The following is a 20,690-nucleotide window of genomic DNA, read 5'->3' as shown; positions in this document are numbered from 1 at the left end:
GTCCGATGAACCCTTCCGGCGGCTGGGAGAACGTCGAGCTCGTCGTTCCGAGCTCGCTCGAGTATCTCTCTCTCGTGAACGCCGTGGCGGAAGAGATCTCCGAACGTCTCGGGGTCGCGCGCGAGGTCCGGGACGCGATCGGCAGCTCCGTGATCGAGGCGTGCACGAACGCGATCGAGCACGGCAACAAGAACGACCGGAGGAAGAAGGTCCGCATCCGGTTCCGGTCGAAACCGGAGCGGCTCGAGATCGAGGTCTCGGACCAGGGAACGGGCTTCGATCCGGATTCCGTCGCCGACCCGCGGGACCCCGAGAACCTCATGCGCGAGAGAGGGCGTGGGATCTTCATTCTTCGGACGTTCATGGATGAAGTGCGGTTCGCGATCGAACCTTCCCGCGGGACGACCGTTACGATGAGCAAGATGCTGGGGCCCGCGCACCGGAAGGAAGGCTGACCGGACCCGAAGGTCCGCCGATCCCGCGCCGTCCCTCGCACACCCCCTTCAGGGTGCGGCTTGCGATGAACTGGACCTTGGTCGGCGCCTCCCTTTATCTCGTCTGCGGAAGCGCCGTCTTCCTCTTCGGCATCGTCATCCTCCGCGAGGCCCCGGGCGAACGCCTCCGTCGGGTCGCCGCCGCGATGATGTTCTTCGGCGGGTTCGGGCCGCTCATCGGCGGGCTCGGCATGCTCCTCGGGACGAAGGGCGGAACGCCGTTCCTCGGGACCGATCTCGCGACGACCTTCGCCTACGTGTGGGAGCTCTTCTTCCCGTCGCTCCTTCTCTTCGCTCTCGTCTTTCCGCGCGAGCATCCCCTTCTCGCGCGCCGCCCCTCGCTCCCTTGGCTCCTCTATCTTCCGTACGTGTTCCATCTCGCGCTTCTCCTCTTTCTCGGGAGGATGGGGCCGGCCCTCGCGCGCTTCGAGCCGTCCGCCCCCTTCGGGATCGGCGGGGCGTTCGGGGAGTTTTTCCGCCTCGGGATCGGCCTCGGGGCGCTTGCGCTCCGGCTTCTCGCCCGCTTCCACATCCGGTTCTTCTCCTTTCTCGACGTTCTCCTCGTGACGCTCGCGATCTACCTCCTCGCGCGCTCTTTTCGGGAAACCCGCGTCCCCAAGATCCGGCGGCAGCTCCGCGCGGTTCTCTTCGGTCTCGGAAGCTGCGTCGGTCTCTACGCGATCGCCGTACCGCTCCCGAACCTCTTCGCGGCGACGCTCCCGGAGGGGACGCGCACGGTTCTCGTCACGGCGGCCCTTCTCGTCGGCACCGGAGCGATCGGCTTCGCGATCGTCCGCGCGAGCTTCCTTGAGGTGGGAACGGTCTTCCGCCGGGCGTTCCTCTTCTCGCTCACGTTCGGCGCGCTCGTCGCCGGCTTCCTTCTTCTCGCCCGGCAGATGGACCGGGTTCTTCACGTCCAGGCGGGAACCGCGATCCCCTTCTTCCAAGGCCTCTTTGTTCTTCTCGCGATCGTCTTCTTCCACCCGATCCTCGGCCGCGTCGAACGGGCGGTCGACCGTGTGCTCGCGGGGGAGCGCGCCGCGCATCTGGGGATCCTCCGCGATCTCAGCCGCGAGATGACGACGGCGTTCGACCTCGCGCTCGTTTCGAACCGGATCGTCCGGTCGCTCCGGGACGCGCTTGCCGTGGACGATGTCCGTCTCTTCCTGCGGGACCGGAGCGGAGAGCGCTATCTGGAGCATGGGTCGAGCGAGAAGACTCCCGCCGCGTTCGAGGCGAGCCATCCGATCGTCCGCGCCGCCGACGGCCTGCGCGAGCCTGCCCCCGCGCGCGATCTCGCGGAGGAGCCGGTCGCCGCGGAGGAGCGAGAGGAGGTTCGCGAGGCGCTTCTCCGTCTTCGCGCGGAGGTCGTCGTCCCCGTCCATCTCCCCGGCGGGGGGGATGGTCTCGGCTTTCTCGCGCTCGGGCCGAAGATCACCGGGAGTCGTTACACGGGAGAGGAGATCGGGCTCCTCTCGATGCTCGGAACGCAGATCGGCTTCACGGCGCGAAACGCGCGCCTCCACGAAGAGGCGGTCGAGCGCCGCCTCGTGGACGAGGAGATCGCCCTTGCGCGCTCGGTGCAAGAGTCGATCGTCCCCAGGCGGAGCCCGCGCGTCGACGGGATCGACGTCGCCGCGATCAACGTCCCGAGCCGTCAGGTCGGCGGGGACTACTACGATCTCATCCCGATGGAGAGCGGGGATCTCGGCATCGCGGTCGGGGACGTGTCGGGGAAGGGGATCCCCGCCGCGCTTCTCATGTCGATGCTTCACGCGGCCCTTCACGTGCAAATGAGCCGGGCGGCGCGCGCGGCGGAGCTCGTGGGGAGGCTGAACCGGGTCCTCTGCCGCTCGACTTCCGTCGAGCAGTTCGCGACCTTCTTCTTCGGCGTCTATCGGAGGGAGGAGGGCGTCATCCGCTTCTGCAATGGAGGGCACAACAGCCCCTTCGTCCTTCGCGCGGACGGACGGATCGAGACGCTCGCGGAGGGGGGGCTCGTGCTCGGCTTCGCCGAGGATGCCTCCTACGGCGAGGGGACGGTCCGCGTGGCCAAGGGGGATCTCGCGATCTTCTACACCGACGGGGTCACCGAGGAGGCGCGCGGCGAGGAGGAGTTCGGCGAGACGCGTCTCGTCGAAACGGTCCGGAGGCACTGCGCGCGGAGCGCTGCCGAGATCGTCGAGGCGGTGCGGGGGGAGGTCGCGCGCTTCGCCGGAAGCGACCGGCACGCGGACGACTTCACGCTGATCGTTCTTCGCGGGGGCGCGAGCGGAGGGGGCGCATGAGCGGAGGCGGGATCGTCTGGCGCAGCGTCTCGAAAAGCTTCGGTGCGCTCCCCGCGCTCGTCGATCTCGATCTCTCCGTCGAGAGGGGAGAGGTGTTCGGATTTCTCGGTCCGAACGGGGCGGGAAAAACGACCGCGATCCGGATCGCGGCCTCCCTCGCGCGCCCGGACCGGGGGGAGGTCCTTCTCGCGGGAGTCCCCGCCTCTCGCGCCGAGAGCCGCCGCGCGGTCGGTTACCTCCCCGAGGATCTCCTCTTCCCGAGCGGGCTCCGGCTCGGCGAGTGGGCGCGCGTCCAGATCCGTCTCCGCGGCCGCGACCTCTCGCGCCTTCCGCACGCGGCCGAGCGGGCCGGTCTCTCGAACCGGATGGACGGCGAGCTTGCCGCCTTCTCGAAGGGGATGCGGCGGCGCGCCGGGCTCCTTCTCCTTCTCGCGCTCGAGCCGGCGATCTGGCTTCTCGACGAGCCGACCGCCGACCTCGATATCGCCGGGCGCGAGATGATTGAGAATGCGATTATTGAAGCGAAAGGCAAAGGGGCGACGGTCTTCCTCTCCTCGCACATCCTCTCCGAGGTGGAGCGGGTCTGCGATCGGGTCGGCGTGATCGAGAAGGGCCGGCTCACGCGCGCGGCCCCTCCGGCCGATCTCCTTCCCGCCCCATTTCTCGTTGATCTGGTTCTCCCGGCGCTTCCCGAACAACCGGCCGCGCTCCTCGGCGGGCGGCCGCACGTCGCGAACCGAGAGGCGCGGAGGCTCCGGGTGTTCGTGTCCGATCGCGGCGAGGGGAACGAGGTGGTCCGCGCGCTCGAGGAGGGCGGCTTTCCGCCGCGCGAGACGGTCTTCCGCCCCGCTTCCCTTCGGGACGCGCTCGGGGAGGTGTCGAGATGAGGGAGCTCGCGCGCGAGGTGTTCCTCGTCTTCCGGCGCGGGAGGGGTTTCCCCCTCTCGCTTCTTCTCCTCGCCGGGGCGGCGGCTCTCTTCTGGATCGCGCTCCAGGCGACGGGGACCTTCACCGTGAACGGCGAGCCGGTCGATCTCGACGAGAGCGCGCGGGTCGCCCTCGCCATAGGTCTCGGGGTGCGCGCGGTCTCGTTTCTGATCCTGCTCTTTCTGCTCTTCCACGGGGCCGGGCTCGTTCTCGGCGACGCCGAGACGGGACGCGCGGCCTTCTCCCTCTCCGCGCCGATCAGCCGCGCGCGCTACCTGGCCGGCCGCTCGGCGGGGGTTCTTCTCGTCGTTCTTCTCTTCTGGGCGGCGGCTCTCGTCCTCTTCGAGATACTTCTCTTCTCAAGGACCGGAAGCCTTCGCGCCGAGATCGCGGCGGGGGCGGCGGTGATCGTCCTCGCCCAGGCACTCCTCCTCGGCGTTCTCGTCCTCTTCCGGCTTTTTCTCGGCGGCGGTTGGGGGGCGATGGGCGCGCTCCTCGTGTGGATCGCGAGCGCGGTCCTCTCGCTCGATCTTCTCGAGTCCTCGCTCTTCGCGGTCGACGTTCCGGAGAACGTCGCCCCCTGGTGGCTTCCGATCCTTCAGCCGTTTCTCGGCGGGGAGCCGATCGGATGGAAGGCGGACCTCGTGCGCGCGTTCGTCCGCCTCTTCCCGCCGATCGGAAACGCGACGAGCGTCGGGATCGACCTCGCGCTCGGACGCCCGGTCTTCCCCTCTTTCGATTGGTGGTCGTTGCCGGGAGCCGCCGTCTGGGGCGGGCTCGTCTGGTGGGGGTCGATTCGGCTGTTCCGTAGAAGGGATTGGTAGAGAATGGGAGCCGTGCTCGGGATCGATTTCGGAAAGAAGCGGGTCGGGGTTGCGGTGAGCGATCCGGAGGGGATCCTCGCCCTCCCGCTCCCCGTTCTCGACGGGATCGATGAGAAGGCGCTTCTCGAAGCGATTCGGATCCTCGCGGTCGAGAGGGGGGTGGATCGGGTTGTCGTCGGGCTCCCGCGGAACCTGGACGGAACGGTCGGCGAGATGGCGAAGGACGCGGCCCGCTTCGCGAAGCTCCTCGAGGGGCTCCTCGCGGTTCCGGTCGAGACGTGGGATGAGCGCCTGACATCCGCGCAGGCGGAGCGCGTGCTTCGCCTCGCCGACGGCCGCGAAGGGGAGAAGGGGGAGACGCCGAGACGGCGCGCGAGGCGAAGGCGCCCGAAAGAGACGAAGGCGGCCTCGGCGAGGATCGATCGAATCGCCGCCGTCCTGATCCTGCAGTCGTATCTGGATCGCCGGCGCGGCGCGCGGCCGGCGGAGGATTAGACCGATGAGCGGGCGATCTCTCGCCGCGGCTCTCGCTCTCTCGACGGTCCTCGTCCTCTTCGGCGCGGCCGTGCACCGCTTTTATCAAGGCGAGCCTCCCGAGGGTCTCGAGGCAGAGCGCGTGGTGATCCCGGAGGGGGCGGGCCTCGGATCGATCGGCGCGGTCCTGAAAAGCCACGGGATCCTCGACGACGCCCGATGGTTCACCCTCGTCGGCCGGATCGGGGGGACCGATCGGAAGGTGCGTGCGGGGGTCTACCGGATCGTCCCGGGGACGCCGGGCGGGCGGATCCTCCGTCTGCTTCAGAGGGGGGCGAACGAGGCGGTCCGTGTCACCATCCCCGAGGGGCTCCGCCTCCCGGAGGTCGCCCGGATCCTCTCCTCGGCGCTCTCCATCCCGGAAGAGGAGATCCTCCGGGTTGCGTCCGAGCCGGCCTTGGCGGGGAGCCTCGGCGCGCCCGGGCCGACGCTCGAGGGCTATCTCTTCCCGGACACGTACTTCTTCTTTCCGACCGACCCGCTCCAACTGGTTTTGGGTCGAATGGTTGAGGCCTTTCGAAAACGGTTCTCCGCGGAGGAGGAGGCGCGGGCGGCGGAGATGGGTCTCTCGGCGCGCGAGGCGGTGACGCTCGCCTCGATCGTCGAGTCGGAGGCGGTCCTCCCTGAGGAAAGGCCCTTGATCGCGGCGGTCTACCACAACCGGCTTCGCCTCGGTTGGAAGCTCCAGGCGGACCCGACGGTGCAGTACGCGCTCGGAACGCGGGAGGCGCCCCTCCTCGCGGATCTCGCGATCGACTCTCCGTACAACACGTACAAGAACCCGGGCCTCCCGCCGGGGCCGATCTGCTCCCCCGGGGAGGCGTCGATCCGCGCGGCTCTCCATCCGGCCGAGGATTCGGACGCTCTCTTCTTCGTGGCGTCGGGAGAGGGGGGGCGGCACGTCTTCACCGCGACTGCGGAAGAGCACGGCCGCGCGAAGAGGAGTGCGAAGGCGCTCCGTGATTCTCCTTGACGGGAGGGGCGAAGGCCGCTGTAATCGAAACGAACAGGATCCCCGGGAGGCACGAATCGTGGCGAAGGTGAAGAAGAAAGCGGTCAAGCCGGCCCGCCCCGCGGCAAGGACCGAGGACGGGCTCGCGTTCGGGCAGCGGAACTACATCCTCTTTGGGGTCGGGATCTTCTTCATCCTCCTCGGCTACCTCCTCCTCAGCAAGAACTCGATCACGCTGGCGCCGATCCTCCTCGTCGCCGGGTACTGCGTGATCCTTCCCCTTGCGATCGCGGTAAAATAGTGTCCGATAGTATGTTAGGCCGGAATCACGTCCGGGCGGATAGCTCAGATGGTGAGAGCGCCTGCCTTACAAGCAGGAGGCCGCAGGTTCGAATCCTGCTTCGCCCACGCGCAGACCCGGCTGGCCGGGCTCCCCGGATCGGGACGATCGGAACGATCATCAGGAACCTTCGAGGATCCGATGAAGATTGGAGTTAACCGGACAAACCCGTTGACTTCCCGGCCGTCTTCTGGTAGAGTTTCTTCCAGGTGTGGAGCCGATTGCCTGTCGCGTAACCTATCGGAGGGCTGAGGTTTTACGGTTGACAGGCGGAAAGGGAGTTTGGTATAGTACCAGCGCTACCAGAATCGCGATTGAGTTCTCCCTTGCCTATACCCATCAATCTGCCGAAAGGAGGTGCGGGGAAGCTTTCATCCTGGATAGGTCCTCGTGGCTCCGCCACAGGCCCAGACGATAGATGTGTGTGAGCGCCCGGAGAACCGGGAAGGAACGATCGCTGGAACTTTCCTGCAGGAGGTAGCAATGAGAAAAGGGTTGATGTTCGGACTGCTCGCTCTCTTCGCGTTCGGGTTCGCGACCACGGCGTTCGCGGGCCTTCCCTGCGCGGCGTACTCGAGCACGGTGATGGCCTTTCAGCGCGTGTCCGGGACCGGGCTTCCCTGCGCCACATGCAACGTAGTGTGGAGCCCGGCCGGCACCTATGAGAAGGTTTGGATCCGCGTGACCGTGCGCGACTGCCTCTCGGCGCCCGTTCCGACCTGCAACGTGCGCCTCGACCTCTCCGGCCAGTTCGACCCGAACAACGATCTCGGGTCGCCGACGTCGGTGAACGGCCGGATCTGCGGGACCGCCTCTCGGACCGCCGCGACCAACGCGAACGGCGTGGTGGCGTTCGATCTCTACGGCGGCGGCGGAGCGAAGTTCGCCCTCAACTGGAAGGTCACGGCCCTCTGCGGGGACCCGAGCGTCGAGCTCTCCAACAACTTCGACACGCTCTGCGTCAAGTCGGTGGACTTCAACGGCACGGGGAACGTGAACTTCCAGGACACGTTCAAGTTCGCGCCCTTCGTGAACGCCGGAGCCGGCTACTCGGGTGACTTCCGGGCCTGCGGGGCAACGAACTCGGTTAACTTCCAGGACACGTTCATCTACGCGCCCCGCGTGAACGCGGGCGATGTTTGCCCGGGCGGCGCGGGTGTCAGCTTCACGCTGACTCGGAACACGAGCATGGGGTTGGACTGCGACCAGATCTACTAGTGTCTTGATTCTCTCCGAATCGACAGCCCCCTCGGCTCCGCCGGGGGGGCTTCTCTCCATCCTTCATTCCTCGAAGAAGAGGACTGCTACCTGAGGATGAGGATCTTTCGCGCGGCCGAGAAACCTTGCGTCTCCATCCGGACCAGATAGACCCCGGATGCAACGGCTCGGCCTGTTGCGTCGCGGCCGTCCCAAGTCACCGAGTGTTCCCCCGCATCTCGGCGTTCCCCATTGCAGAGGATCCTCACGCGACGTCCGGCTGGATCGTGAAGCGCGAGCAAGACCGCTCCCGGTTCCTTCAAACCGAACCGGATCGTCGTGAACGGGTTAAGGGGGTTCGGCGCGTTCGGCGCGAGGAAGGTCGAGCTCGCCGGAGCCCCGTCTTCGGCCGCAACGCCGACCGATCCCCCGCATCCCAAACCCCACGCGCCCACGAGGCCGCAGCCCGCCGCGTCGAGACAGGGGGACTCCGCGTCGAGCGTGAAGTCGTTCGTCTCCCCGCCACAGAAGAGCGGGTCCGCCGAGAAGTTTCCGCTGATCTCCGCCTGCGGCGCGATGAAGCCGACCCAGTCGCCTCCCTCGTTTCCGTAGAGGTCGCAGCAGCTCAAGACGGCGGTGCCGCCCGTCCCATCGCAAAGAACGGCCTCCCCTGAATCGCTGAAGGCGACGATCGAGCGCGAGAGAATCACCGACGACGACACTCCGGACGGCACGCTGACCGCTCCTCCGTGCGGGGCGCCGTTGAAGGCGATCGTGCATCGTTCGAATCGGATCGGGTCGGCGTACTCGGTCTGAACGACCCCGCCGGAGTCGGCGGCGGTGTTTCCCGCCATCGTGCACGTGTCAAGGAACGCCCTCCCGTAGATGCTGAAGGCTCCCCCGCTCCGGCGCGCGCGGTTGTTCGTGAAGGAACACGCGCGGACGTGCGTGTCTCCTCCCAGAAAGACCGCGCCCGCCCAGTTCGCCTCGTTTCCCGTAAATGAGCACTCGGCGATCGTATCGCATCCCCCCAGGGAGGAGGCCGCCCCCGCGGCGAGGATCGCCGTGTTCTCCGAGAAGTCGCAATTCCTGAGGACGACTGGGTCGCCGGGAGCGATCGGAAAGCTGTAGAGAGCACCGCAGAGGAGATCGGCCTCATTTCCGATGAACGCGCAGTCGACGGCGAGAAGCGGCGTGTCGTACGCGGAAACCGCCCCTCCGACCGGCGCGCGATTCGACTCGAACCGAACCCTTTCGAGCTTCAAGTAATCGGAGCTGTCGCATCCGATCGCGCCGCCCCAGTCGAAATCCTGGTGTCCGGCGACGTTCTCTGCGAAAAGCGCGTCCCTGACCTCGAGGAACGCCCGCCTTCCGTAAATCCCCCCGCCCCAGCGGCTCGTGTTCCCGCGGAAGACACATCCGACGATCTCCGCCGAGGCATCGTAGCAGAACATCCCGCCCCCCCAAGCGTCCGCGCGGTTCTCCCGCACGATCAGGTTCTCCAACGTGGGGAACGAGCCGTTTCGGCAGAGGATGCCGCCCCCGTGGTCGGTCGAGTGGCCGCCGGTCACCGTTAGGGTCGATAGGACCGACCCGGGCCCCTCGCCCTGGTCGAGGACGAACCCTCGATGAGGATCCTCCTGCGTCCCCTTGCAGTCGATCACGTGAAGCTCGGGGGCGTCTCTTCCGCGGACGACCAACGCCTTTCCGCGGAAGCGGATATCGCGGTTTCCCTCTCCGTGGAAGATCCCCGGTTCGAGAAGAACGGTGTCGCCTGGGGCCGCCGAGTCGACCCCTGCCTGGATCGTCGGGGCGTCTCCGGTGCCGTCCGGCCGGATCGTCCAGACGCGAGGGCGGCCGGATTCGCGGTAGGGCCAAGGGCCTATAGAAAGCTCATCGGTCCTCTCCTCCCTCGATCGCGCGCTTCGTGGAGAAAAGGCGCTCTCATGCTCCGAAAGGCGGTCGAGATCGGATAGGATGCGGTCGAGCAGCTCCGCTCTACCGGGACCTCTCAGAAGCCGCCACGCCTCCGGGGGCTCATCGGCCCGGTTCTCCGTCCCTCCGTGGGCAGGAATCGAATGTCCTAGGGCCGCGAGCGCGAGGGTGATAAGAAAGGGGATCGCCGGGAAACGACGGGTTCTCATGACTCCTCCCGACCGGGGATCCGGTCCGCGCGGGGAAGTGCGAGTGACGCCGAGTGGGCTTGCATACGCGCTTCTATTTGTAGCAGGAGGGTTCCCCAGCGACAACTGCCTCGTCGGGCGCCCGCCGGGACGACGAAACGAACAGGGTGATCAAGAATCGGTTAGGAAGGCCTCACGGGGCCCGGGCCCCTGATTTCCTGTTGACGAAGCCCCTTCCCCAGTGGTATTCTTCAGTCGGTTCCAGAGACTATCCTGCAGCCGAGGAGGTGATGCGGAGAGAGCGTTGACGGCTACCAAATCGGGTAAGGTGTCGGCCTTACCGCCGGGGCGGGCTCCCTGGGCCCGGCCCCGGACGAGCGCACGGAAGCGGGAGCGGTCAAACCCCTCACCCTCGGAGCCGATAAGCAGGGTGCGGGGAGCCGCGAAAACGGCTTCTTAACCGGCGCAGGCCGGTGGAAAGGGTTGGAGGCTCACCGGGAACGGGCGGATCCGAAGTAGCTCGAAACAAGATTTTGAGTTGACACGGACCGGGCCTTCCTGGTAGAATCTCAAGTGCTTTCAGGAAGTGTGCGTTCGGCCGCGAATGATTGTTGGGAAGCGGTCAGGGGCGGCTGAATCATGCGGTTCTTTCGGGAGTGGGTCCCCGGGTGGATCGCGGCGCGCGGCTTGAGAGCGAAGGTAACTTCCGATTCGGAAGAAAGGAGCAACTGCGCATGAAGAAGGCTTTTGTTGCGGCGGCGGCCCTGTTGCTGTTCGCGTCCGCCGGCATGGGCCAGTACCGCCTCGAGCTTGATCTCGACGGCAACCCGATGAACGGGGTGGACTACATCCAGGTTAACCAGAGCGACTACGTGGGCGTCGATATCTGGCTGTACGGTCCGCAGGGCAAGGGCACCTGGGTTTGGGGCGCGTTCATTTGCAACTTTGATCGCTCCCTCGAGTACCAGGGCTTCGTGGCCTACTCGCCGGGGGGAGGCTGGTCGTTCCCGTTCCAGCCGCCGGATGCCCAGAACTGCATCACGGCCCAGGGACAGAACCTCACCTTCGACGTTCCGATCATGTTCCCGTATAAGGTCGCGAGGGTGACTTACCACGCGGCGGTCGATCAGTCGATCGACGATCTGTACATGCTCGAGGGCTCGGGCGTGTTGACGCTCAGCTTCTACACGTACAGCTGGGACAACAACGGGACGGTGCTCGGCACGGTTCAGATCGGTTCGATCGCAACCGAGGAGACCAACTGGGGCGCGGTGAAGAGCCTGTTCCGGTAAATCCTTCTCGGATCCAAGAAGAGGAGGCGGTCCGGCGTACGGACCGCCTCTTTCCGTTTCCCCGTCACTTTTCCGGTTGACACTTCTCACGCCCACTGCCTATAGTAGCCGCGTCCCGACGGGTTCGCGGGGGGCGCCTCGTCCCCATTGCTCGGTACCACTCGGAAAGGAGCGGAATCATGCGTGGTCGTTCGTATGTCAAGCGTTTCGCGGCGGGGGCCGCCGCGATGCTCTTTCTCCTCTTCGCCTTCTCGTTCGCCGCGGCGGAACGGTTCGTCGGCCTGGACGTGAACGCAGACCTCGACTGCGAGCCGGGCGACTTCGACATGGGGCGCACGTTCGGCGCCGGCGAGATCGGCACGCAGGTCACGGTGAACGTGTTCTACGACGACTGTCCGCCGTTCTACGGTTACGGCTGCACGTTCTGCGTAACGGAGGGGAGCCTGGTTGGGACGGCGCTCTGGACCTCGAATCACCCGGCCGCTGGTTGGACTCAGTTCACCACCTTCGCCTCGGACACGGGGACTTTCCCCATCGAGGTCAGCCCGTGGATCACGAGCGCTTACCCGAACTACAAGTGCTGGCTGGTTCAGGGAATCGACTGGAATCTCCAGAGCGGGGGAGTTCCTTACGAGGCTTTCCCAGCCAAGGTCGGAAGCCTGACCTTCAACGTGGCGGCCGAAGGCGCGATTCTCTGGGTTATAGATGGGGATGCGACCTCGGTCCTCTCGTCGTCCGCTTTGGAGTCACTCCCATTTAGCGAGGAAGGGATGACGTGCTCCTACCCCGCGGCGACGGAGCCCGCGAGCTGGGGGAGCGTGAAGCAGCTCTTCCGGTAACGAAGTCTACTTCTTTCCGAGTGGGGGCTTCCGCCGCGCGCGGGAGCCCTTTTTCGTGCGCCCGTCGGGCGGACGGCCGGCGCGTTCTCTTGCCCCGCCTTTCGCGCGCGGGCTATAATCGCCTCATGTCTCGACCGGAGCGGCTTCGGCGGGTTCTTCTTCTCCTCCTTCTCGCGCTTCCGTGCGCCCCGCGGGCGGGCGTTCTCCGCGTCCCGGCCGAGCACGCGACGATCGGGAGAGCGGCCGAGGCGGCGGCGGCGGGCGACACGCTCCTCGTCGCGGAGGGCGTCTACCGCGAAACCCTCTACCTTTCGAAGTCGCTCGTCCTCCTCGGGGGCTGGGACCCTTCCTTCCGGGAGAGAGATCCGCGCGCCCGAGAGACCGTGATCGACGGCGAGGGGGCGGATCGTTCGGTCGTGACCGCCTACGGGGACGGCGGAGAAGAGATCCTCCTCGGGGGCTGGGACCCTTCCTTCCGGGAGAGAGATCCGCGCGCCCGAGAGACCGTGATCGACGGCGAGGGGGCGGATCGTTCGGTCGTGACCGCCTACGGGGACGGCGGAGAGGAGATCCTCCTCGAGGGCTTCACGATCCGGAACGGATGGGTTTTCGAGGGGAACGGCGGGGGGGTCTTCGTCTATGGCGGCGTGCACGCGGTGATCCGCGACTGCGTGATCCGGGACAACTACGCGCGCTACCACGGCGGGGGCGCGTGCTTCTTCGCGGGCGCATCCGGCCGCGTGGAGAGGAACCTGTTCGAGGGGAACTCGGCGGTCTTTCACGGAGGCGGCCTTTGCCTTCTCGATCGCGCGCGGGTCGAGATCGCGGAGAACCGCTTCGTCGATAACCGCGTCGTCTTCGATTCGGGGGGCGGGGTCGCCGCGCTCAAACAGTGCGTCGCTGCCGTCCTCGGAAACCTGTTCGAGGGGAACTTCGCGATGAAGCGGGGCGGGGCGGTCTCGTTCCTCCAAGAGGTCGACGGGCGGATCGAGCGGAACCTCGCCTTCGACAACCACTGCGGCCAACAGGGGGCGTCGCTCTACTCCTGGAAGTCGAGCGCCCGGATCGAGGAGAACACGCTCGTCCGGAACCACGGCTTCATGGGAGGGATCCGCGTGGAGGATACGGGGAGCGCGGCGATCCGCCGGAACCTCGTCGTTCGCTCGACCGGACCTTGGTTGATGCATGAAGGAAAGGCGTCGCTCGAGGCGGAGGGGAACGTCGTCTGGGCGTGCGCTCCGGCCGAGGGGCCGGAGGGCGCCGCGCCGATCGAGGGCGTCCGCGTTCTCGACCCCGGCTTCTGCGACGAGGCAACGGACCATCGGCTTCACGCGCGCTCTCCGCTTCTCGGGGATCTCCGCGCCGGCTGCTACCGGGCCGCGTGCTCCGAAGAGCCGGGCCCCGGGGAGCCGCCGCTCCGGCGGGGAGAGCCGTGAGGGCGAGGAGGGGAGCGCTCCTCCTTGCGGGGGCTCTTCTTCTCGCGGCTGGTCTCCGGGTCGCCTACTTCGCCGAGGTCCGCGCGCACCCTCTGTTCCTTCATCCGGCCGTGGACGCGGAGGTGAACGACCGGCTGGCCCGCGCGATCGCGGCGGGCGAGGGGTATCCGCTCGACGTCTTCGCGACGAACCCGTTCTACCCGTATTCCCTCGCCCTCTTCTACAAGGTCTTCGGCGCCGGGCCGGTTCCGATCGTCCTTTTCCAGCTCCTTCTCGGAATCGGGAGCGCGCTCCTCCTCTTCGACATCGGGCGCCGCCTCGGGGGCGCGCCGGCCGGACTTCTCGCGCTTCTCGCCGGCGGGCTCTACCGCCCCGCGCTCTTCTACGAGGCGTTCCTTCTCCCGACGGCGATCGGGGTCTTCGTTAATCTCCTTCTTCTCGCGCTCCTTCTCCGGCGCCGTCCCGGCGCTTCATACGCGAAGCTTTTCGCCGCGGGGATCCTCCTCGGCGTCGGAACGCTGATCCAAGGGAACCTCCTCCTCTTCTTTCCGTTTCTTCTCGGTTGGATCCTCTTTGCGCGCGAGGAAACAAGGAAGGCGCGGGCCGCCCTTCTTCTTCTCGCCGGTCTACTCCTCGCCGTCTCCCCGGCGACGATCCGAAACCTCGTCCGCGGGAATGACTTCGTCCTCGTCTCCTCGCACAGCGGGATCAACTTCTACATGGGGAACAACGAGAAGGCGGCCGGGGTCTTCGCGTTCCCCGACGAGCCGATCCCTCTCTCTCCCGAGAACATCAACATCCGCGATTCCCGGCGGATTGCCGAGGCAGGGGCGGGGCGCTCGCTGAAGGCGTCCGAGGTGTCGTGGTACTGGACGCGCCGCGCGCTCGATTGGATCCGCGGCGACCCGGGCGCGTATCTCGCTCTTCTCGGCCGAAAAGCGGTGCTCCATTGGAACAACGCCGAGGCGCCGGACAACGCGGATCTCTCCTTTTTTCAAGAGGAGATCCCCGCGCTCCGGCGTGCTCCGTTCGTGTTCGGCGTGATCGCTCCGCTCGGCGCGCTTGGTCTCGCGGTCCTTCTCCGCCGGCGGAGGGGGGCGCCGGTCCTCCTCTTTCTCGCGGCGCAGTTCCTCTCGGCTCTTCTCTTCTACACGCACTCGAGGTACCGGATCCCCTTCTCCGTCGCGCTCATCCCGCCGGCGGCGGTCGGGACGGCGGCGTTCGCGGGCGTTCTTCGAAGAGGCGCGTGGGCCCCCCGCCTCTGGGCGGCCGGCTCTCTCGCCCTTCTCTTCGTCCTCGTGAACGGGGGCTCCTTCGGCGCGGGGAAGGGGATCGCGCGGGCCTACTCGCTCGTGCACCTCGCGAACGGGCTTCTGGCGAGCGGGGAGAGCGAGGAGGCGGAGGCCGCCTATCGCGAGGCGCTCCGGCTTCTTCCCGGATACCCGACGGCGCACTACGGGCTCGGGCGCCTCCTGCAGCTGGAGGGAAGAGCGGCCGATGCGGCGGAGGAGTACCGAGCAGCGATCCGAGGCTCCCCCGCGTTCGCGGAGGCTCGCGCGAACCTCGGCACGGTGTATCATTCGCTCGGGGAGAACGAGAAGGCGGTGGAGGAGTACCGCGAGGCGATCCATCTCCGGCCCGCGTCGCCCGAGTTCCTCTATAACCTCGGGAACGCGCTCTACGACATGGGCCGCTTCGGCGAGGCGGCCGCGGAGTACGCCGCCGCCGTGGAGATGGACCCGAGGAACGAGAGGATCGTTCGGAACCTCGTGAACGCCCTCGAGCGGGGGGGGGACCTCCCGCAGGCGGAGCGGACGGTCCGCGAGGCGATCGCGCGGATCGGGTCCACGGCGGATCTCCACAACCGCCTCGGCGATCTTCTCGAGAAGGAGGAGCGCGACGAGGAGGCGATGCGGGAGTACCGGCGGGCGGTGGAGATCGACCCGCGCCACTCCGCGGCCTGGAACAACATCGGTCTTCTCCGCTTTCACAAAGGAGAGGTCGACGCGGCGATCGAGGCGTGGAGGACGATTCTCGACTATGATCCGGAGAGCCCGGTGATCGCGAACATCCGGATGGCCGAAGCCGCCCTGGCCGAGGGGCGGGAAGGAGGATCCCGTTGATCCGAAGAAGCCTTGCGATCGTCCTTGTGGTTCTCGTCTCCGCCTTGGCTTGCGGAGGGGGCGGGGAGAAGCCGGCCGGGGACCGGGCGGACGTCCGCGAGCAGAAGCCGGACGGCGCCCCGTCCGCTCGGACCGGTCTCTCGGTCCTCTTTCTTTCGATCGACACGATCCGGTCGGACCACGTCGGATGCTATGGATATAAAGAAATCGAGACGCCTCGGATGGACAAGCTCGCGGCCGAGGGGGTCCGCTTCGCCCGCGCGGCGTCGGTCGCTCCGCTCACGCTCCCCTCGCACTCGAGCATGCTCACCGGCCAGTTCCCCTACAGGCACCGGGTGCGGAACAACGGGACGTACCGCCTCCCCGAGGGGAAGGAGACGCTGGCCGACAGGCTCCGCGCGGAAGGGTATCGGACGGCGGGGTTCGTCTCCGCGTTCGTCCTCGACGCCCGTTTCGGCCTCGCACGCGGGTTCGACACGTACGTCGATTCCCTCCCCCCGGAGAGGGAGTCCCCGCTCCAAAGAGGGATCCCCGAGGTGCGCGCGGAGGTCACGATCGACCGCGCGATCCGGTGGCTGGAGAAGAAGGAGGGGAAGCCGTTCTTCCTCTTCGTCCATCTCTTCGATCCGCACCAGCCGTACGAACCTCCGGAGCCGTTCCTCACGCGTTACGCCTCGAACCTGTACGACGGAGAGATCGCGTACACCGACCGTGAGATCGGGCGTCTCCTCGACGCGCTCGAGAGGCTCCGGCTCGCGGAAGAGACCCTCGTGGTTCTCGTCGGGGATCACGGGCAGGGGCTCGGAGACCACGGCGAGGTGACGCACGGAACCTTCACGTATGAATCGACGATCCGCGTGCCGTTCATCATCCGGTGGCCCGATCATCCTGCCTTCCGCGAGAAGCCGTTCCGGCGGGGGACGGTGGTGGAGAGCATCGTCCGGATGGTAGACGCCGCCCCGACCATCCTCGACCTCCTCGGCCTTCCGGGGATGCCCGAGGCGGAGGGGGTGAGCCTCGTTCCCCTCCTCCTCGATCCGGACGCGCCGCTCGGGCTCGTCCACTACGCCGAGTCGATCTCCTCGCGGGAGGATTTCGGGTGGAGCGAGGTGCGCGCGGTCTCCAACGACCAGTGGAAGTTCATCCTTCTCCCGAGGGAGGAGCTCTACGAGGTCGCCGTCGATCCGGGGGAGACCGCGAACCGGATCGCGGAGAGGCCTGAGATCGCCGCGGAGATGCGGGCTCTACTGGAGGAGATCATCGCGGAGGACAATCGGCGCCGCGGAGAGACCGACGGGATCACCGTCGACGAGGAGACTCGGCGGAAACTCGAGGCGCTCGGCTACCTCGCGGGAGAAGCGGAGGTCGACGAAGAAATTTCGTACAAAGATCTTCCGGATCCAAAGGATCGGATCGACCTTCTCAGGAAGTACTTCGCGTCCTTCAACCTGTTCGACCGGGGAGACTTCCCGGGAGGGCTCCAGGCGTTGGTCGATTTGGAGAAGGAGGACCCGGCGAGCCCGCGCATTCTCGCCTCGATCGGGGACGGGTTCCTCGCGATGGGGGACGCCGCGCGCGCGGAGAGCGTGTATACGAAGGCGATCCAGTTGGGAGCGAGGACCCTCCCCACGCTCAGCAACCGCGCCTACGCTCTCCTCCGGCTGGGGAGGGCGGACGAGGCGGCCGAGATCCTTCACTCGGTTCTCGATGCGGACCCGCACGCCCAGAGGGTGCACGCGCGCCTCGGGGAGATTGCCCTTGCGCGGGGGAGCTTCGCGGAGGCGGAGGAGGAGTACCGGAAGGAGATGGAGATCGTGCCGACGTCCGGGGTCGCCCTTATCGGTCTTGGAAAGGTCGCGGAAAAGCAAAACCGTCTCCCGGAGGCGATCGAGTACTACAAGAGGGCGATCGAGAGCCCGAACGAAGCCGCCAAGGGTTACTACCATCTCGGGCTCGCATACGAGAAAGCGGGAGAGATCGAGCGGGCCGTCGATCAGTATCGAAAGGCGCTCCACAGCGATCCGACGCTCGTGGAGGCTTACTACAACATCGCGATTCTCGCCAAGAAGCGCGGGGATCGGCGGCTGGCCGCCGAGTACTTGAACAAGTCGGTGGAGGTGAACCCGCGGTTCGCGAAGGGCCTGTACGGGATCGGCAACCTGCTGCGCGAGGAAGGGAAGCACCGGGAGGCGGCTGAACAGTATCGTCTCGCGCTTCAGTTCGACCGACGGGATCCCGATATCTATCTCAACCTGGGGGTGGCGGAGGCGGCCCACGGGAATCTTGCCCAAGCGATCGAGGCGTGGGAGAAGGCGTCGCTCGCGGCGCCCGACTCGCCGAGCGCCGCGACGGCCCGGGAGAACATCCGGTCCGCGCGCGCGAACATGGAGGGTGTTCAATGATTCGGAACGGGTTCGGAAGCGTTCTACTCGCGGCGTGGATCGCGTGCGCGCTTGCGGCTCCCGGGGCGCTCGGAGCCGAAGACGCGGTGCGCGAGGCGGCCGCCCTCCATCGCGCCGGGCGCGTCGACGAGGCGCGCGCTCTCCTCGAGGCGCGCATCGCGGAGGTTCCCGACGACATCGAGGCGCACCTCGCCTACGTGCATTTGCGCGCGGCGGCGGGGGAGAGGGAGACGGTTCGCCAGGAGTACGAGCGGCTCGTCCTGAAGGATCCGAGCAACCCAGCGGTCCGCCTGGCCCGCGTCGTTCTTCTCGGACGTTCCCAGCTAAAAAGTGAAGGTTTCGATGATTTGCTCGCCGAGAACCCGGGTTTCGCCCGCGCGTGGGAGGAATACGGGCGCTCGCTTCTCGAGGGTTTCCAATTCCTCGCGGCGGAGGAGGCGCTCCGGCGGGCGGTGGAGCTCGATCCGGAACGCGCGATGGCCCGGCTCTACCTCGGGCTCGTGCACCGGACGAGGGCGCGCGGGGGGGAGGAAGAAGCGGAGGTGCGGGAAGCGCACCGTCTCGACCCTGGGTCGCTCCCCGTCCGGCTCGAGCTCGGCACGACGCTCGCTTACGCGGGAGATCTCGCCGAGGCGAAGGGGGTTCTCGATGAGCTACTCCGGGAGACCCCCGAGGACGCGGAGGCGCTCGCGATTCTCGCGCTCGTCGAGGAGCGGCTCGGCCGGAAGGAGGAGGCTGCGCGTCTCCGGGAGCGCGTGCACGCGATCGACCCGCGTCTCCCGGGAAAACTCCTCTACCTCGGGATCCAACATCGGAGCGTTCCGGAAAAACAGGCCGCCAAGCGCTTTCTCGAGCTTGCGATCTTCCTCGACTCCGTTCACGTGGAGGCGTTCGTTCAGCTCGGGCTCATCTACCGGATGGAAAACGACCCCGCGGGCGCGATCCCTTTCTATGAGACCGCGGGTCGTCTCGACGAGAGGAACCAGCTCGCCTGGAGGAACCTCGGCATGTGCTACCGGGATCTCGGGGACGGAGAGAAGGCCGAGCTCTACGTGCGGCGCGCGATCGAGGTCGATCCGGACTATCTCCACGGCTGGATCGACTACGCCAACATCCTCCAGAAGAGAGGGAAGTACGCCGAGGCGGTGGATGCGTGGAAGCGCGTCAACGAGATGGCGCCGTACGGTTGGGAGGGGTACGAGGCGAGGCGCGCGATCTCCTATCTGGAGCGCGGGGAGCCGGTGCCCGAAGAGGAGCCGCAGACGTGGAGGACCGAGGAGGTCGGCAGCGCGATTCATCAGAAGAAGGGCAAAGAGGTTCCGGCGCGGCCTACCGACGAGACCAGATAGCGACCTCGCCGCATTGAGGCAAGAGGTTCTTCTCCCCGGCCGCCACGGGGACCCCGAGGGCGATCTCCGGCCGCCCGTCCCCGTTCCAATCGAGAAGGACGGCGTCGGCCGCGATCCGGTCCCTTTCGTCCAACCCGACGAGGGAGAAGCGCGCCGCCGACCGAATCGTCTCGGCGCGCGCAAGGTCTTCCCGCGAACAGCGTCCGAGAACGAAGAGCTCTCCCGCTTTCGATCGGCGGAGATCGCCCCCGTCGGACCCGCGCGCGAAGAGGAGCGCGACATCTCCCTCGCTCCCCCAACGCCCGCCGGCGATCGGCCAGCCGAGCTGGTCGTTCTCGGCCATCGCCTCGATCCTCGCGTCCGCGTCGGTCCGAAGATCGAGCGCGCGCGGCCATGAGGCCCGCGTCCGGCCAAAGACGACATAGACCGCCCCGCACTTCCCCGGCGAGCCCGCGGACGAACGGCACGGGGAGAGGTGCGCGCCGATCAGGAGATCCTTGAGGCCGTCCCCGTCGAGGTCGGCCGTAGAGACCGACCGTCCGGACACATCCCCATCCTCTTCGCCATGAAGGATCGTCGCCCCTCCCTCGGCGAGATCGAGTCCCTCCGGGAAGGCGCTCCGCTCTCTTCCGAACACGAGGAAGGTCTCCCCGGCGTTGATGCGCGTGTTCCCCGGACCGTCCCCATAGTAGGCGCCCACGACGAGATCCTCGCGCCCGTCCCCGTCCACGTCTCCGGTCGCGATCGCGCGCCCGAAGGTGTCGGTCGGCTCGGGCCCGAAGATCGTGGGGAGCCGGTCGCTCGCACGATCGACGACGCGCGGAAGGCGGGATCTCTTGTCGCCGAAGAGAAGGGAGACCTCTCCGGCGTGATATCGATCCCCGATCGGACCGTCCCCGTAGAACGCGCCGATCGCGAGATCCTGCAGCCCGTCCCCATCGAGATCGCCGAAGGCCATCTCCCCGGCGAAGCGGTCGTGGGTTTCCGCTCCGTAGAGCGTGATGTCCGCCTCCGACTCGGCGAGATCGATCCGCTCGGGAAGCTCGTCGCGGGGGCGCCCGAAGAAGACGCGCGCTTCGCCGCAGCCGGCCCGATGTCCGTCCGGCCCGGTCCCGTACATCGTGCCGACCGCGAGGTCGTCGCGACCGTCTCCGTCCATGTCGCCGGCCGCGAGGCGCATCCCGATCTGATGGCGGGAATAGGCGCCGACGATCACGAGGTCCGCGGTCTCCGCGGCGCGGAACCCGCCCGCGAGCTCCCGCCCGGCGCGCCCGAAGAAGAGGTAGACGCGCCCCGCCATCGGCTCGCCCGCCGTCCCCCCGGCCGCGGGCGCGCCGACCGCGAGGTCGTCGATCCCGTCCCCGTCGAAATCTCCCGCCGCGACCGCGTTCCCAAACTGTCCTCCCGACTCGCCGCCCCACAGAACGAGAGTCTTTTCCGCCTGGAGGTCGAGGGACTCGGCGCCGAGCGAGGCGGCTCCGATCGCGAGCGCGAGGAGGGCCCAACCGAACGACAGCAAGAAGGCGCTTAGCTTCATGATCCCCTCGAAGTTCTGTCTCGCGGCATCCTAC

At 67.2% G+C, this 20,690-nt stretch carries 16 protein-coding genes and 1 tRNA gene; 15 read left to right on the top strand and 2 right to left on the bottom strand.

Annotation, left to right across the window (positions count from 1 at the left end; genetic code table 11):
* The first annotated feature begins 5 nt into the window (after positions 1–5).
* The 9 genes from FJY73_04860 (at position 6) to FJY73_04820 (ending at position 7,576) form a co-directional block, all read left to right on the top strand.
* Complete coding sequence (locus tag FJY73_04860; GenBank protein MBM3319987.1) at positions 6–455, top strand: ATP-binding protein; 450 nt, start codon at positions 6–8, stop codon at positions 453–455.
* A gap of 65 nt (positions 456–520) precedes the next feature.
* Positions 521–2,782: a SpoIIE family protein phosphatase gene (locus FJY73_04855; GenBank protein MBM3319986.1), complete on the top strand. Its 2,262-nt coding sequence runs from the start codon at positions 521–523 to the stop codon at positions 2,780–2,782.
* The gene (locus FJY73_04850) at positions 2,779–3,669 is read left to right on the top strand and encodes an ABC transporter ATP-binding protein (GenBank protein ID MBM3319985.1); all 891 of its coding nucleotides are present in this window, start codon (positions 2,779–2,781) and stop codon (positions 3,667–3,669) included. Before FJY73_04855 ends, FJY73_04850 begins: the two co-directional genes overlap by 4 nt.
* Entirely contained in the window at positions 3,666–4,532 is an 867-nt protein-coding gene (locus FJY73_04845) for a hypothetical protein (protein ID MBM3319984.1), read from the top strand. The genes FJY73_04850 and FJY73_04845 overlap by 4 nt, the downstream gene beginning before the upstream one ends.
* A 3-nt stretch (positions 4,533–4,535) precedes the next feature.
* Positions 4,536–5,027 (top strand): Holliday junction resolvase RuvX, encoded by a 492-nt coding sequence (gene ruvX, locus FJY73_04840; protein MBM3319983.1) that lies wholly within the window; start codon positions 4,536–4,538, stop codon positions 5,025–5,027.
* Positions 5,028–5,031: 4 nt separating this feature from the next.
* Positions 5,032–6,039, top strand: a complete 1,008-nt coding sequence (gene mltG, locus FJY73_04835; GenBank protein MBM3319982.1) for an endolytic transglycosylase MltG — start codon at positions 5,032–5,034, stop codon at positions 6,037–6,039.
* Between the two features lie 58 nt (positions 6,040–6,097).
* A complete protein-coding gene (locus FJY73_04830; protein MBM3319981.1) occupies positions 6,098–6,319 on the top strand; it encodes a hypothetical protein in 222 nt (73 codons plus the stop codon).
* 33 nt (positions 6,320–6,352) lie between these two features.
* Positions 6,353–6,426 (top strand) — tRNA-Val (locus FJY73_04825).
* Positions 6,427–6,841: 415 nt separating this feature from the next.
* On the top strand, positions 6,842–7,576 hold the full coding sequence (locus FJY73_04820; protein MBM3319980.1) for a hypothetical protein: 735 nt from the start codon (positions 6,842–6,844) through the stop codon (positions 7,574–7,576).
* Positions 7,577–7,662: 86 nt separating this feature from the next.
* On the opposite strand, the gene FJY73_04815 is transcribed toward FJY73_04820, so the two are convergent.
* Positions 7,663–9,699 (bottom strand): hypothetical protein, encoded by a 2,037-nt coding sequence (locus tag FJY73_04815; GenBank protein ID MBM3319979.1) that lies wholly within the window; start codon positions 9,697–9,699, stop codon positions 7,663–7,665.
* A gap of 713 nt (positions 9,700–10,412) precedes the next feature.
* Here FJY73_04815 and FJY73_04810 point away from each other — a divergent pair.
* The 6 genes from FJY73_04810 (at position 10,413) to FJY73_04785 (ending at position 19,119) form a co-directional block, all read left to right on the top strand.
* The gene (locus tag FJY73_04810; GenBank protein ID MBM3319978.1) at positions 10,413–10,970 is read left to right on the top strand and encodes a hypothetical protein; all 558 of its coding nucleotides are present in this window, start codon (positions 10,413–10,415) and stop codon (positions 10,968–10,970) included.
* Positions 10,971–11,149: 179 nt separating this feature from the next.
* Positions 11,150–11,809 (top strand): hypothetical protein, encoded by a 660-nt coding sequence (locus FJY73_04805; GenBank protein ID MBM3319977.1) that lies wholly within the window; start codon positions 11,150–11,152, stop codon positions 11,807–11,809.
* Between the two features lie 125 nt (positions 11,810–11,934).
* Entirely contained in the window at positions 11,935–13,245 is a 1,311-nt protein-coding gene (locus FJY73_04800) for a right-handed parallel beta-helix repeat-containing protein (protein MBM3319976.1), read from the top strand.
* Positions 13,242–15,368: a tetratricopeptide repeat protein gene (locus FJY73_04795; protein MBM3319975.1), complete on the top strand. Its 2,127-nt coding sequence runs from the start codon at positions 13,242–13,244 to the stop codon at positions 15,366–15,368. Before FJY73_04800 ends, FJY73_04795 begins: the two co-directional genes overlap by 4 nt.
* The gene (locus FJY73_04790; GenBank protein MBM3319974.1) at positions 15,365–17,770 is read left to right on the top strand and encodes a sulfatase-like hydrolase/transferase; all 2,406 of its coding nucleotides are present in this window, start codon (positions 15,365–15,367) and stop codon (positions 17,768–17,770) included. The genes FJY73_04795 and FJY73_04790 overlap by 4 nt, the downstream gene beginning before the upstream one ends.
* Positions 17,767–19,119: a tetratricopeptide repeat protein gene (locus tag FJY73_04785; GenBank protein MBM3319973.1), complete on the top strand. Its 1,353-nt coding sequence runs from the start codon at positions 17,767–17,769 to the stop codon at positions 19,117–19,119. Before FJY73_04790 ends, FJY73_04785 begins: the two co-directional genes overlap by 4 nt.
* On the opposite strand, the gene FJY73_04780 is transcribed toward FJY73_04785, so the two are convergent.
* Positions 19,100–20,656, bottom strand: a complete 1,557-nt coding sequence (locus FJY73_04780; GenBank protein MBM3319972.1) for an FG-GAP repeat protein — start codon at positions 20,654–20,656, stop codon at positions 19,100–19,102. The genes FJY73_04785 and FJY73_04780 overlap by 20 nt on opposite strands.
* Positions 20,657–20,690 lie beyond the last annotated feature (34 nt).

The sequence above is a fragment of the Candidatus Eisenbacteria bacterium genome, from assembly GCA_016867715.1.
GTDB lineage: Bacteria > Orphanbacterota > Orphanbacteria > Orphanbacterales > Orphanbacteraceae > VGIW01.
The sequence above is the reverse complement of the archived record's forward strand: the minus strand, read 5'-3'. Positions and strand labels throughout refer to the sequence as shown.